Genomic DNA, 14,061 nt, shown 5'->3' with positions numbered 1-14,061 from the left:
TTAATATTTATTAATAAAATGTTAAATTTATTAATAGTAAAAAAGATATATGAAAATTAGTTTCATATATTTAATCAAAAAACTATTTTTAAAACATAGATCTTTTTATACAAAAGGCTATGTTTTAGCAGCGTGTTGATATATGCATAAGCAAAGTGGACTGAGTAATTGAACTTAAGAATATTAATAAATAACAAAGAGAGCTTTTCACTAAAACAATTAAGTTTATTAAAAAGAAAAAAATATTAATTTTATAATGTTAGAGTTATTAATAACTGAGTATTTGACTTGATTGACAGCTTGTTTAAGTCATATTTATAATGGCAATATACAATATATTTGCTAGCAAAAATAAATATATTAAAAGGGTGGTTAAGCATGATTAATATAAAGATAAATTCAATATCAGATTATTTACATCACGATTTTTTTTGTTCTTGTGGGAAAAATCATAAAACTGATTTAGATTATGTAGAGATATCAGAAGGTGCAATAAAAAAAATACCTGAATTTATTAAAAGAAAGTCTTATAAAAAAATATTTATGGTTGCAGATAAAAATACATATGTAGCAGCTGGAAAACAAGTAGAAGATGAATTTAAAACAGCAAATATTGAAATAAGTAAGATTGTATTGGATGAAGATGAAGTTGTTCCAAATGAAGAGACTATAATGAAAATACAACTTGCAATGGAAAGTAATTATGATCTTATATTAGGGGTAGGCACTGGAACTATCAATGATATGTGTAAATATATAAGCTATAAGCTAAAAATAGATTATATTATTGTAGCTACAGCACCATCAATGGATGGGTTTGCTTCAGTAGGAGCAGCACTTATAACTAACAATTTAAAAGCAACATATGATGCTCATGTTCCAACAGCTATTATAGCTGATGTAGACGTTTTAGCAAATGCTCCTATGAATATGATAACAGCGGGACTTGGAGATATACTAGGAAAGTATACTTGCTTATGTGATTGGAAAATTGCTAATATTGTAAATAAAGAGTATTATTGTAAAGAAATAGTTGAAATGGTTGAAAAATCTATAAAAAAAGTAGTGGAAAGTGCAGATCAAGTAATGCTACGTTCAAAAGAAGCAATAAGCAATATTACAGAAGCTTTAATAGGAACAGGAATTGCAATGAGCTTTGTTGGTAATTCAAGACCAGCATCCGGAAGCGAACATCATATTTCTCATTATTGGGAAATGAAATTCTTATTTGAGGGAAGAAAACCTGTGTTACATGGAACTAAAGTAGGGATTGGAACAGTAGCTGTTATAAAGACATATGAAATGTTATTAAAAGAAAAAATAGATTTTAAAAATGCCAGAAAATATGTAGAAAATTACGATCAAAAAGCATGGGAAGAAAAGATGATACAAAGCTATGGCTGTGCAGCAAACGGAGTAATAGCTTTAGAAGCGAAAACAAATAAAAATTCAAAGAATCTTCATGGAAAGAGAATAAAACGAATAGAAGAACATTGGGATGAGATAACAAAAGTAATAAATGACTCATTACCTAATGTGAAAGTAATAGAAGATATTCTATTATCTTTAAATGCACCAATTAATCCTAAACAAGTTGGGGTTGATTATGAAATGATTAAAGATAGTATATTAGTGGCAAAAGAAGTTAGAGATCGTTATACCCTTTTACAATTGCTATGGGATTTAGGTATTGCAGATAAGATGTCAGAAAAAATTGCTGACTATTTTGAAAGTGGACAAACTCAGTATATGAAATTAAATAATAAATATATGAAAGATAAAATAGAAAAAATAAAGTGTTTTATTTTAGACATGGATGGAACTATTTATTTAGGTAAAAATTTATTTGATTTTACAAATGAATTTTTAGAGACAGTGAAAAAAACAAATCGAGAATATTATTTTTTCACAAATAATTCATCTAAAAGTCAAGAAAGTTATATTGAAAAATTAAAAGGTATGAATATAATAATTGAACCCAAACAAATGATGATTTCAACACATGTAATGATAAAGTATTTAAAGAAAAACTACCCTGGAAAAAGTGTTTATGTTGTAGGAACACAATCTTTATTAGATGAATTTAGAACTTTTAATATAGAGTTAAATGATTGTAATCCTGACATTGTAATCATAGGATTTGATACAAGCCTTACTTATGAAAAGCTTGAAAAGGCATGTAGTTTTATAAGAGAAGGAAAAACTTATTTTGGAATTAATCCAGATTTAAATTGTCCTATGGAAGGAAATACATTTATTCCTGACTGTGGATCAATGGCAAGATTAATTGAAAGTTCTACAAATAGATTTCCTGAGTTTTTTGGTAAACCTTCTCATCATACATTGGAATATATAATTGAAGAAACTGGATATAAACAAGATGAAATTGCAGTTGTTGGAGATAGATTATATACAGATATAGCAGTAACTAAAAATAGTGATGTTTTATCTATATTAGTATTAAGTGGAGAAACTAAAAATGAGGATATTGGTAAGAGTAGTGTTCAACCAGATATAATTGTAGATTCAGTAGCCGACATTACAAGCTTAATTAAAAACAAGGATGTGTCTTATGATACTAAAATAGTAACAATTTAAAAGGTAGAGAAAAATAAAAGTAGAATTTGTGAGGTATAAAGGTTATGGGTAAGTATGCTATTGGTATTGATTTTGGGACTTTATCAGTTCGTACATTATTAATTGATATAAAAACAGGAGAAGAGTTATTAACTAAAATTTATGAATATCCACATGGAGTAATGGTTGATAATATTCCAACAGGAGAAGAACTAGGAATTGACTGGGCTTTACAACATCCTAAAGATTATGAAACAGGGTTAATTGAAACCTTAAAAGGGATTATGGATGAAAATTTAGTAAATAAAGATGATATAGTAGGAATAGGTGTAGATTTCACCTCTTCCACTATATTACCAACAACAAAAGAGGGTATTCCTCTTTGTTATTTATCAGAATATAAACATAATCCTCATGCTTATGCAAAGCTATGGAATCATCATTCAGCGCAATATTGTGCTGATGAAATTTACAAAATTGCAAGTGAGACAAATCAAAAATGGTTGTCTTTATATGGAGGGAAAATTTCAAGTGAGTGGATGATACCTAAAATTATGCAAATTGTAAAAGAATCTCCTAAGGTATATGAAGCAAGTGGTAGAATTTTAGAAGCGTGTGACTGGATTACATGGTTATTAACAGGTGAAGAGGTAAGAAGTGCTTGTGCAGCAGGATATAAAGCTTTTTATCATCATGAAATGGGATATCCAAGTAAAGAGTTCTTTAAATCATTAAATTCTAAAATGGAAAATGTGGTAGATGAAAAATTATCTACTAATATTAAATCTATAGGTGAATGCTTAGGGTATTTAACTAAAGATATGGCTGAAAAAACAGGATTAAAAGAAGGTACTCCAGTAGGGGTTAGTATTATAGATGCTCATGCTTCTGTAGCTGCAAGTAAGATTGATGGACCAGGAAAAATGCTTATAATTATGGGGACATCTTCTTGTCATATGTTATTGTCTGAAACAGAAGAAGGAATTCCAGGAGTTTGTGGAATTGTAAAGGATGGTATTCTTCCAGGATATTTTGGATATGAAGCTGGACAATGTTGTGTGGGAAATCATTTTGCTTGGTTTAAAGAAAATGCCTTACCAGCTAAATATAAAGAAGAAGCAAAAAAATTAGGTATTAGTGATTTTGATTTATTAAACAAAAAATTAGAAAACTATAAAGTTGGACAGAGTGGACTTATAGCATTAGATTGGTTTAATGGAGTAAGATCAACTTTAATGGATTTTGATTTAACAGGTATGATATTAGGAATGACATTAAAGACTAAACCAGAAGAAATTTATAGAGCATTAATAGAAGCAACTGCTTATGGGACAAGAGTTGTTATTGAACAATTTGAAAAGCATGGTGTTCCAGTTAATGAAATATGTGTAGCTGGAGGAATACCATTAAAGAATCCTATGTTAGTTCAGATATATGCAGATGTATGTAATAAAGAAATAAAAATAATAGACACTAAGCAATCAGGAGCTTTAGGAAGTGCGATTTTAGGAATTGCAGCAGCTAAAGAAGAAGTGACAGGATATAAAAATGCTAATGATGTAGCTAGACATTTAGGTAAAGTAAAAGAAGGTACATTTAAACCTATTCATGAAAATGCAGTTACATATGATAGCTTATACAAAGAGTATTTATTACTTAATGATTATTTTGGCAAAGGTGCAAACGATGTCATGAAAAGATTAAAAAATATTAAAGCGACAGCAAAGCATAAATAATAGGCTATGTTTTAAAATAAACACCAATGTTTTTATATAGGACGTTGGTGTTTATTTTATTATTTTATTCCAGACACGTAATACATTTCTTCATTATCGATGCTTTTATCAATATAAAAATAATTGTTCATTATGATTATGGTATTTTCTACTGGAGGAAGTACATTGTATTTTATTTGAGGTTTTTTTAAATGTACATTATTTATTTTTTCTTTACTATCTGAATGAGCAATAACTATTTTACCATCTTTATTTAAAAGGTTATAAAGTTTGTTAAACAGTGCATACTTATCTTTAAAATGTGGATAAGCTGAGTAAATAAAAATATAGTCAAATGTATAATTCTCAAGATTCATAATATCATTTACAATAAATTCAACTCGTTTATCATTATACTTACTTTTACATACCTTAATCATATTCTCAGAATTATCAACGGCAACGATTTTAGTAGGAGATTTTTCTAATAAATAACTAATTAATATACCCGTTCCTGTTCCAACATCAAGTATTTTAGAACCACTTTTTATATCTGATAATTCTATAATTCTTCTGATTTTTTTATCGTCATGTTTACACATTTCATCCCACTTAAATGCAACACTATTAAAAAATTCTAAATCATCCATTTATAATTACATCCTTATCTATTTTATTTTCAATAATTTTAATTATTATTGGTATTAATATAAGTTGAATAATTATTCCCCATATTCCCTTTATAAAACTACCTGTTAAGAATGAAGCAAGTACAAAGCCATTTCCTGAAACAGTTAACAAAATATAATTTGTTATACCTGAAATTAATCTACCTATAATCATAGCAGTTATTAAAGATATAAAAATATTATACTTTTTATTTTTGTACATTAATCCTGCTATTAGCCCATAGCTTGAAAGTTCAAATGCCATACATATTCCTATTGGATATATAGGAGGCATTCCTGAAATAATTGAATTAATTATTGGAGTTATAAATCCTATAAGTAAGCCATATTTTTCTCCAAGGATAAATCCACAAAGTAATACAGGTATGTGCATAGGTAAGAATATATTACCTGGTAATCCTGTCATATGAAAGGTATATGGAATTATTATTCCTAGTGCTAGGAGTAATCCAGCTCGTACTAGATTTTTTGTCTTTTCATTCATTTTTAATTTCTCCTTATAACCAAATATTTATTAGTACTCTAAAAGTTTTCTTTACAATATTTTTATTATGAATTATTTCTTTTAGAACAGTTATCATAGAAGAATTTTTTTAAAAGTAAAATAATATTATATATAATGATTATTTTTTAGGAGATAAATACATGTATATTTTAAAAATGGAAAATGGATTTATAGTGCCAGTAAAATATGTAAAAGCAGAAGATTTGTATGGAATTGAAAATATAGATTACTTAGATAATAAAAATTTTTATATGAATCAAATAAAAGATAATGATGTAGAAGAATATGCAGATTTAAAATATACTAACAGTTCTTGCAAAAAGATAAATATGGAAGAAAATAAAGTTTTAAGTTATGGAAATTGTAATAACTGTAAAATGAATTGTAGTTTACAAAAAAATAAAGAAGAATTAGCAGTGAAATTTACTGAAAGAGCAATTGAAGATGTTAAATCAGGAAAAAAACAGAAAATAAATGCTATATGGCTTGAAATTTCGGGTTGTTTTGGGCAAATAATATCCTTACTTGATGCAAAGGATCCAGATGTTTTATATTTACTTAAAGAATTTGTTAATTTAAATTATTTTGGTAGTATATGTGGAGATTCAGGTGAAACAGCTTATGAAAGAATATTACAAACTTTAAATACTGATTATGTGTTTGTTGTATGTGGAGCAGTCCCATTAAAGGATAATGGATTGTATACAACAATTGCTACGTATAAAGGCAGAAAAATAACAGCTATGGAGGGAGTTAAAACTATAGCCCAAAATGCAAAATATATTGTTACAGTTGGAACTTGCTCTTCTTATGGTGGACCCACTGCTGCTAGACCTAATTTATCTGATGCTGTTAGTGTTAAAGAATTTTTAAAAAGAGATGATATTATTGCAATTCCAGGATGTCCAGCAAATCCAGTTTGGATTATGGGGATTTTGGGATATCTTACTTCTTATGGAGCACCAGAACTAGATAGCGATGGAAGACCTACAGCATATTATGGACAGACAATTCATGATAATTGTTTAAGAAGAAGATTCTTTGATGCGGGAATATTTGCAAAGAAGCTTGGGGATGAAGAATGTATGTTTAAGTTAGGATGTCAAGGACCAGTGACTTATGCATATTGTCCAATAAGCAAGTGGAATGGAACTGAAAATTGGCCAGTTAGAGATAATACAAACTGCATAGGATGTGCTGGACCTAAATTTCCAGACGGCAATGAGCCATTTGTTAGATATGGAGGGGTTTAGATATATGACTAAAATAATAATTGATCCTATAACAAGAGTAAGTGGACTGTTAAGTATTGAGGTAGAGATTGAAAATAATAAAATTGTTGATGCTAAAAGTAGTGGCAGTCAATTTAGAGGTTTTGAGCAAATATTTCAAGGAAGATCACCTTTAGATATTATATATTTAGCACCAAGAATATGTGGAATTTGCTCCACTCATCATACAATGGCTGCAACTTTAGCTTTAGAAGATGCAATGAAGGTTACGCCAGATTTTAATGGAAAGATTGTGCGTGATATTGCTAATGGATTTGAATTGCTCCAAAATTATTTAAGACACGTTTATTTCTTTGTATTTCCTGACTATGTAGATATAGTACATTTGAATCCATTGTATAAGACTGAATCGGCTAAACAGGCTGATTATAGATTATCTAAAGCTGATACAGATAGGATAAATTCTGATTATTTGGAAGCAGTAAAATACAGCAGAGAAGCACATAGAGGAGTAGCTGAATTAGCAGGAAAAGTACCACATTGTCATGGAATATTTGTAGGAGGAACAACTACAAATATTAATATTCAGCAGATAGAGAACATTAAATATAGTATTAATGTAATAAGTAGTTTTGTTGAAGAAAAACTAATACCAGATGTTTATAGAATATCAGAAGTATATAATGATTATTTTAAAATTGGTAAAGGTCATGGAAATCTAATGTGCTATGAATTATACAATGATTATTCACCACCAATAAAGTATTGTGCACCAGGAGTAATTATAAATGGGGTAAAAGAAACATTTGATATTAATAATATTACTGAGAGTGTTGCTAAAACATGGGCAAATGGAACTTCAGAAACAATTATTCCAGGATTAGATGAACCGGCAAAACCTAATGCCTATAAAGAGAATGCATATAGTTGGATAAATGCTCCAAGATATAATGGATATTCTATGGAAGTAGGGGCATTAGCAAGAATGACGTTAAATGGAGGATATAGTGGGGGAATATCTACAATGGATAGAATTGCAGCTAAGTCTTTAGAAGCAAAAAGAATTTGTGAAACAATAAAAGTTTTGATAGAAATGCTTAAGATGGGAAAAGCATATCAAAAAGAGTGGGAGATGCCTGAAAAGGCAAAAGGAATTGGTTTAATAGAAGCAGAAAGAGGTGCTTTAGGGCATTGGTTATCAATAGATAAAAAGCTTGTTTCAAATTATACTTTAATACCTCCATCAGCTTGGAATTTATCACCTGAAGATAGTAAAGGAATAAAAGGCACCGCTGAACAAGCTTTAATAGGAACACAAATAAATGATATTAAACATCCAGTTGAAATAGGAAGAATAGTTAGAAGTTTTGATCCATGCTTAAATTGTGCTGCTCATATTGTTAGTGATAGATATGAACCTTTTAACATAAATATAGTATGATAAAAATTTTTGGTGTGGGAAACATACTCCTTTGTGATGATGGGATAGGAGTAAAGATAGTAGAAAAAATAAAAGATGAAATAGAGAAACTCAGTAAAGATATAGAGGTTATAATTGGAGAAACTGATTATATGTATTGTTTGGACTGCATAAACAAAGAAGATATTGTTATTATAGTTGATAGTACGTATTTAGGATTAAAGCCGGGGGTTATTTCTATTTTTGATTTTAAAGAATGTGATAGGTTTATTACAAATAGTAGAGATGAGCATAATGAAAGTTTATTAAAGATTTTAAGAAAAGAATATAGAGAAGTAAATGGGTATTTAATAGGTATAGAGATAGAAATTATAGATTTCTCTTTAGAGTTATCTAAAACTTTAAAAAATGAATTCTTAAATATATCAATTAAAGTATTTAATGAAATAAAAAATATACTTAAAAGGATTTATGGTGAGGATTATGCATGAAGTATCTTTAATGAGTTCGGTAATAGATATGGTTGAAGATAATTGCAAGAAAAATAATATCAATAAGGTGACTAAAATTATTTTAAAAATAGGAGAATTTTATTATATTGAAAAATCGTATCTTATTTTTGCATTTGAAGCATTAAGTAAAAATGGAATTTGTGAGGGTGCAAAATTAGAAATAAATGAAATTAAGGCAAAAGCATATTGTAAAAAATGTCAACAAGAATTTTCAATAAGTTTTACAAATAAAAAATGTCCTAAGTGTAATTGTTTAAGTAGTGAAATAATTTCAGGTTATGAGATGTTACTTTATAGAATAGAAGGGGAATAATCATATAAAAAAGAAGTGGGGAATATGATAAGAAAAAAGATTGTAATTAAAGGAAGAGTACAAGGTGTTGGCTTTAGACCATTCATTTATAGGATAGCATTAAATAATAATTTAAAAGGATATGTTAAGAATTCTAATAAGGGTGTAGTTATAGAAGTTCAAGGTAATTCTAAAAATGTAGAAAATTTTTTAGAAGAAATCAAGGAAAAACCACCAGATTTAAGCTATATAGATGAAATAAAAATAGAAGATGGAAAATTAGGAAGTTTTAAAGAATTTAAAATTATAGAAAGTAGTGTAGATAATAAAGAGATTACTTTAATATCTCCAGATATAGCAACATGTAAAGAATGTGAAAAAGAATTATTAAATATAAACAATTCTAGAAGATATAATTATGCTTTTATAAATTGTACTAATTGTGGACCAAGATTTTCTATTATAGATAATCTTCCTTATGATAGAAAGAATACTTCAATGAGTAGGTTTGAAATGTGTTTTGAATGTACTAAAGAATATAGAAATCCTATAAATAGAAGATTTCATGCAGAACCAACATGCTGCACAAGTTGTGGTCCACAATTAACTCTTTTAAATAATGAAGGACAAGTAATTAAAAATGTTAATGAAATAGAGGAAGTTAAAAAGTATTTAAAAGAGGGGAAAATTATATGTGTAAAGGGGATAGGAGGATTTAATCTTATATGTAATGGTAAGGATGGAGATTCAATAGAAAAGCTTAGAATTAGAAAGAATAGAAAACGTAAGCCGTTAGCTTTGATGATGCGGGATATAGATGTTGTTTATAAATATTGCAATATAAATTCAATAGAAGAAAAGATTTTAATTGGGAATAAAAAACCAATACTACTTTTAGAAAAAAAGAATAATTTACTTCCTTATAATATTTCATTTAATAATAAACGATTAGGAGTAGTATTGCCATATAGTCCACTTCATTATTTATTATTTGATAATGAGATAGAAACTATAATTTTTACTAGTGGAAATTTAAGTGGAGCACCTATTATATATAATAATTTTCAAGCAGTAAAGAATCTTAAAAATATTTGTGATTACTTTTTGATTCATGACAGGGATATTAATAATCCAATAGATGATGCTGTAACAACTGTGATTTTAAAGGAGGAAAGGGTTATAAGGTTAGGGAGAGGCTATGCACCATTATCTTATAAATATAACTTAGAAAATAATATTTTATCTTTAGGTTCTCAATTCAAAAATACATTTTCTTTAAGCAGCAGAGAGTATTTTTTTACTAGTCCATATATTGGAGATATGGATAGTATTGAATCTATTAAGTATTTTGAAAAACATTTAAATTTTATACAGAATATTTATAATATTAAACCTAATATAATTGCTTTTGATAATCATCCTAATTATTGGTCAAATGATTTTATTGATGAAAAGCAATATAAAACAAGAAAATTATATAATAATTGCAATATGATAGGGGTATATCATCATCATGCTCATATAGTTAGTTGTATGTTTGAGAATAATATAAGAAATAAAGTTATTGGTGTTGCTTTTGATGGCGTTGGATATGGAGAAGATGACCAACTGTGGGGTGGAGAATTTTTAATATGTGATTATAAAAAATTTAGAAGAGTTGGTCACATTGAAAATATTGTATTACCTAGCGGTGATGGGGCAGTAAAAGAACCATGGAAGATTGGGATTTCATTAATATATAAAGCTTTTAGAGAAGAAGTGTGGTATAAAGAAAATAATTTCAATTATGAATATTATAAGAAATTTACAGATAATATTTTTTATGTTATACGTAATTGTTTAAATAGCGATTCAAAAAATAAAATACAGGAAGTTAAAAAAAATTTTAAGGATAAGCCAATTAATTTCATTATTAATATGATTGAAAAAAATATTAATTGTCCTTTAACATCGAGCATTGGAAGGCTATTTGATGGAGTAGCTAGTATTTTAGGATTTATGGGTATTGTAAATTATGAAGGTGAAGCTGCTTTGTATTTACAAAATTTAGCAGAAAACTTTAAAAATTCATTAAATAATAAGATTTTATATAAAGATAAATATAGATATAAAATAATTAAAAAAAATTCAATTTATATAATAAATACTAATAAAATTATATTAGAAATTTTAATGGACATACAAAATAACTTACGCAAAGGTGAAATAGCACTAAAATTTCACAATACTATAATAGATTTTTCACATAAACTTTTACTTAAAATTAGAGAAGAGGAAAAATTAAATACAGTAGCTTTGAGCGGAGGAGTGTTTCAAAATTCAATACTATTAGAAGGCTTATATATTAAATTAAAAGATGATAATTTTAATATTTTAACTCATAAAATTATACCTTGTAATGATAGTGGATTATCTATAGGGCAGATTATTATAGCAAATGAATTGGAGAAGGTGTAAATATATGTGTGTAGCAATTCCTGGTAAGGTTTTAGAAATATATAATAAGGATGCATTAATTCAGTTTGGAAAAATAAATAAAGTGATAAACATAGAATTGATAGAGGATTTAAAAAAGGGAGAATATGTATTAGTACATGCAGGATGTGCAATAGAAAAAAAGAATGAAGAAGAGGCTTTAGAGATATTAGAAATATTTAAAACATTAATAATGTGATATTTTGCTTAGGTAAGATTTTGTAGTAAGCTAATATAATTTAATGGCTATGTTTTAAGTGAATGTTGATATTGTAGTATAAAGCTCATGGACAGGGGAATTTGCTTTAAGAACTCTAAAATAAAGCTTAGTCCAATTAATGCATGCTCCCAATCAAAGATTGCTGACAAGCAATTAATTGTACAAATCTTCATTAAGAGTTCTAAAAAGTAAATTCCAATGCCAGTTCGCCCTTATACTAGAATATCAACGCTATTTTAAAACATAGCCAATTTAATAAAGGGAAAATGATATGTATATTAATAATTTAAAGAAATCAGAAGAAATAGAAACAGCTCTTAAGTTGATAAAGAAAATAAAAGAAAAAGCAACGAAAATAGAAGAAATAAGAATAATGGAAGTATGTGGTACCCATACAAAAAGTATTTATGATAATGGAATAGATAAATTATTACCTAAAAATATAAAATTGATATCAGGGCCTGGATGTCCTGTATGTGTAACTCCACAAAATTATATAGACGATGCTATAGAGTTAAGTAGGAAGAAAAATATAATAATAACTTCATTTGGAGATATGATCAAAATTCCAGGGACAAAAAGTTCCCTAAGAGAAGAAAAGGCAAGAGGGAGGGATATAAGAATTATTTATTCACCTTTAGATGCTTTAAAAATAGCACAAGAAAATAAAACTAAAGAAGTAGTATTTTTAGCAGTAGGATTTGAAACAACAGCACCTTTAATAGCATTGGCTTTAAAGGAAGCAAAAAGTAATAATATTAATAATTTTTCTATTTTACATTCCTTAAAAACTATGCCAAATGCAATGGAAACATTAATTTTAGATGAAAAGATAAAGATTGATGGATTTATATGTCCAGGTCATGTAGCAACAATAATAGGAAGTAGAGTTTTTGAGAAATTATCTAAGAAATATAAAGTACCAATGTTAGTGTGTGGTTTTAAAGCTATAGATATATTATGTGGAATACTTTCTATAATAATAATGAAGGAAAAAGGTGAATATAATTTTATAAATTTTTATAAAACCTTTGTTAAAGAATTTGGAAATAAAAAAAGTAAATCATTATTAGAAGACGTTTTTATAAATGAGGATAGTATTTGGAGGGGCCTAGGAAAGATTAAAGATACAGGTTATAAATTAAAAGAAGAATATATTTTTTTTGATGCGAATATAAGATTCTCATTAAAAGAAAAGAAGATTTTATCAGATAAAAATTGTATATGTGGAGAAATTTTAAAAGGGATTAAAATACCAAAAGATTGCACATTGTTTGGAAAAGTGTGTACTCCAAGTAATCCCATAGGACCTTGCATGGTATCTAGTGAGGGTACTTGTGGGATAGTATATGAAAATTTATAATGTGGCGTAGCCACTTTGTTTTTTAGGAGGTAAAGATGGGTATTATAACTTTAGCACATGGTAGTGGAGGAGAAGAAACAAATAAACTAATAGAAAATATATTTATAAAATACTTTAATACTGAGGAATTAAAAAAGCAAAATGATTCAGCGATATTAAATGAACTTAATGGTAAAATTGCAGTAACAACAGATAGCTTTGTAGTGAATCCAATATTTTTTAAAGGTGGAGATATAGGAAAGTTAAGTATTTGTGGTACTGTAAATGATTTGGCAGTAAGTGGATCAACTCCATTATATATTACAGCAGGATTTATTATTGAAGAAGGTTTTGAAATAGAGAATTTAGAAAAGGTAGTAAAATCAATGACTATTACTGCAAAAGAAGCAAAAGTTAAAATAGTGGCTGGGGATACAAAGGTTGTAGAAAAAGGACGAGGACATAAAATATATATAAATACTACTGGAATTGGAGTAATAGAAAGTTATGGATATATATTAAAAGGTAGTAATGTAGAAGTGGGAGATAAAATAATTTTAAGTGGAACCATAGGAGAACATGGTATGTGTATAATTAACGAAAGGGAAAAATTGTCGGTAGAATCTAACATTATAAGTGATTGCGCTGCTTTGAATATTTTAACTAAAGAAATTATTAAATGTACCAAGGAAATTAAAATTATGAGAGATCCAACAAGGGGTGGGTTAGCTAATACCCTAAATGAATTAGTAAACATAAGTGGAAAAAGTATGAAAATTTATAAAAGAGATATACCTATAACTGAAGAAGTTAGGAGTTTTTGTGATCTTCTAGGTTTTGATCCTTTATATGTTGCTAATGAAGGAAAGTTGATTTGTATAGTTAGTAAAAATGAAGCAGAAAAAGTATTAAGAGTGATGAAGTCAAATGTACTTGGGAAAGATTCAGCTATAATTGGTGAGGTTATAGAAGATGATAGAAAATATCTTTACATTGAAACAGATTTAGGTTCAACCAAAATATTAAAAATGGCACAAGGAGAGTTATTACCAAGAATATGTTAAGTTCAATTACTCTATCCA

12 protein-coding genes are annotated in these 14,061 nt (G+C 27.6%); 10 read left to right on the top strand and 2 right to left on the bottom strand.

Translation table 11 applies throughout. The annotated features are described in order from the left end of the window. The first annotated feature begins 378 nt into the window (after positions 1 to 378). Together NG904_RS02755 and NG904_RS02750 are read left to right on the top strand one after the other, a co-directional pair. Positions 379 to 2,598, top strand: coding sequence for an iron-containing alcohol dehydrogenase (locus NG904_RS02755; RefSeq protein ID WP_252229624.1), 2,220 nt, complete (start codon positions 379 to 381; stop codon positions 2,596 to 2,598). Between the two features lie 44 nt (positions 2,599 to 2,642). Further along, complete coding sequence (locus NG904_RS02750; RefSeq protein WP_252229622.1) at positions 2,643 to 4,313, top strand: ribulokinase; 1,671 nt, start codon at positions 2,643 to 2,645, stop codon at positions 4,311 to 4,313. 59 nt (positions 4,314 to 4,372) lie between these two features. On the opposite strand, the gene NG904_RS02745 is transcribed toward NG904_RS02750, so the two are convergent. After that, a complete protein-coding gene (locus NG904_RS02745) occupies positions 4,373 to 4,942 on the bottom strand; it encodes a class I SAM-dependent methyltransferase (RefSeq protein WP_252229620.1) in 570 nt (189 codons plus the stop codon). Continuing rightward, entirely contained in the window at positions 4,935 to 5,465 is a 531-nt protein-coding gene (locus tag NG904_RS02740) for an ECF transporter S component (protein WP_252213975.1), read from the bottom strand. The genes NG904_RS02745 and NG904_RS02740 overlap by 8 nt, the downstream gene beginning before the upstream one ends. A 398-nt stretch (positions 5,466 to 5,863) precedes the next feature. Here NG904_RS02740 and NG904_RS02735 point away from each other — a divergent pair, with 398 nt between their 5' ends. The 8 genes from NG904_RS02735 to hypE all read left to right on the top strand — a co-directional run bounded on the left by NG904_RS02735 (position 5,864) and on the right by hypE (position 14,043). Continuing rightward, positions 5,864 to 6,739, top strand: coding sequence for a hydrogenase small subunit (locus NG904_RS02735; protein ID WP_434062238.1), 876 nt, complete (start codon positions 5,864 to 5,866; stop codon positions 6,737 to 6,739). A 4-nt stretch (positions 6,740 to 6,743) separates the two neighbouring features. Further along, positions 6,744 to 8,159 (top strand): nickel-dependent hydrogenase large subunit, encoded by a 1,416-nt coding sequence (locus NG904_RS02730; protein ID WP_252229615.1) that lies wholly within the window; start codon positions 6,744 to 6,746, stop codon positions 8,157 to 8,159. Continuing rightward, the gene (locus tag NG904_RS02725; RefSeq protein ID WP_252229613.1) at positions 8,156 to 8,629 is read left to right on the top strand and encodes a hydrogenase maturation protease; all 474 of its coding nucleotides are present in this window, start codon (positions 8,156 to 8,158) and stop codon (positions 8,627 to 8,629) included. Before NG904_RS02730 ends, NG904_RS02725 begins: the two co-directional genes overlap by 4 nt. After that, entirely contained in the window at positions 8,622 to 8,963 is a 342-nt protein-coding gene (gene hypA, locus NG904_RS02720) for a hydrogenase maturation nickel metallochaperone HypA (protein WP_252213967.1), read from the top strand. The genes NG904_RS02725 and hypA overlap by 8 nt, the downstream gene beginning before the upstream one ends. A gap of 24 nt (positions 8,964 to 8,987) precedes the next feature. Continuing rightward, positions 8,988 to 11,399, top strand: coding sequence for a carbamoyltransferase HypF (gene hypF, locus NG904_RS02715; RefSeq protein ID WP_252229611.1), 2,412 nt, complete (start codon positions 8,988 to 8,990; stop codon positions 11,397 to 11,399). Further along, positions 11,380 to 11,616: a HypC/HybG/HupF family hydrogenase formation chaperone gene (locus NG904_RS02710; protein ID WP_252229609.1), complete on the top strand. Its 237-nt coding sequence runs from the start codon at positions 11,380 to 11,382 to the stop codon at positions 11,614 to 11,616. The genes hypF and NG904_RS02710 overlap by 20 nt, the downstream gene beginning before the upstream one ends. A gap of 292 nt (positions 11,617 to 11,908) precedes the next feature. Further along, positions 11,909 to 13,000 (top strand): hydrogenase formation protein HypD, encoded by a 1,092-nt coding sequence (hypD, locus tag NG904_RS02705; protein ID WP_252229606.1) that lies wholly within the window; start codon positions 11,909 to 11,911, stop codon positions 12,998 to 13,000. A gap of 35 nt (positions 13,001 to 13,035) precedes the next feature. Continuing rightward, complete coding sequence (gene hypE / locus NG904_RS02700; RefSeq protein WP_252229605.1) at positions 13,036 to 14,043, top strand: hydrogenase expression/formation protein HypE; 1,008 nt, start codon at positions 13,036 to 13,038, stop codon at positions 14,041 to 14,043. Positions 14,044 to 14,061 lie beyond the last annotated feature (18 nt).

Origin of the sequence: Clostridium sp. ZBS15 (assembly GCF_023845705.1) — a bacterium.
Classification (GTDB): Bacteria; Bacillota; Clostridia; order Clostridiales; family Clostridiaceae; genus Clostridium; species Clostridium aquiflavi.
The sequence above is the reverse complement of the archived record's forward strand: the minus strand, read 5'-3'. Positions and strand labels throughout refer to the sequence as shown.

Excerpts from the sequence above, each read along its gene's own strand:
- hypA (WP_252213967.1), top strand. The coding sequence starts at position 8,622 with ATGCATGAAGTATCTTTAATGAGTTCGGTAATAGATATGGTTGAAGAT.
- hypE (WP_252229605.1), top strand. The coding sequence starts at position 13,036 with ATGGGTATTATAACTTTAGCACATGGTAGTGGAGGAGAAGAAACAAAT.
- hypF (WP_252229611.1), top strand. The coding sequence starts at position 8,988 with ATGATAAGAAAAAAGATTGTAATTAAAGGAAGAGTACAAGGTGTTGGC.
- NG904_RS02755 (WP_252229624.1), top strand. The coding sequence starts at position 379 with ATGATTAATATAAAGATAAATTCAATATCAGATTATTTACATCACGAT.
- NG904_RS02730 (WP_252229615.1), top strand. The coding sequence starts at position 6,744 with ATGACTAAAATAATAATTGATCCTATAACAAGAGTAAGTGGACTGTTA.
- NG904_RS02740 (WP_252213975.1), bottom strand. The coding sequence starts at position 5,465 with ATGAATGAAAAGACAAAAAATCTAGTACGAGCTGGATTACTCCTAGCA.
- NG904_RS02735 (WP_434062238.1), top strand. The coding sequence starts at position 5,864 with ATGAATTGTAGTTTACAAAAAAATAAAGAAGAATTAGCAGTGAAATTT.
- NG904_RS02745 (WP_252229620.1), bottom strand. The coding sequence starts at position 4,942 with ATGGATGATTTAGAATTTTTTAATAGTGTTGCATTTAAGTGGGATGAA.
- NG904_RS02750 (WP_252229622.1), top strand. The coding sequence starts at position 2,643 with ATGGGTAAGTATGCTATTGGTATTGATTTTGGGACTTTATCAGTTCGT.
- NG904_RS02725 (WP_252229613.1), top strand. The coding sequence starts at position 8,156 with ATGATAAAAATTTTTGGTGTGGGAAACATACTCCTTTGTGATGATGGG.
- hypD (WP_252229606.1), top strand. The coding sequence starts at position 11,909 with ATGTATATTAATAATTTAAAGAAATCAGAAGAAATAGAAACAGCTCTT.
- NG904_RS02710 (WP_252229609.1), top strand. The coding sequence starts at position 11,380 with ATGAATTGGAGAAGGTGTAAATATATGTGTGTAGCAATTCCTGGTAAG.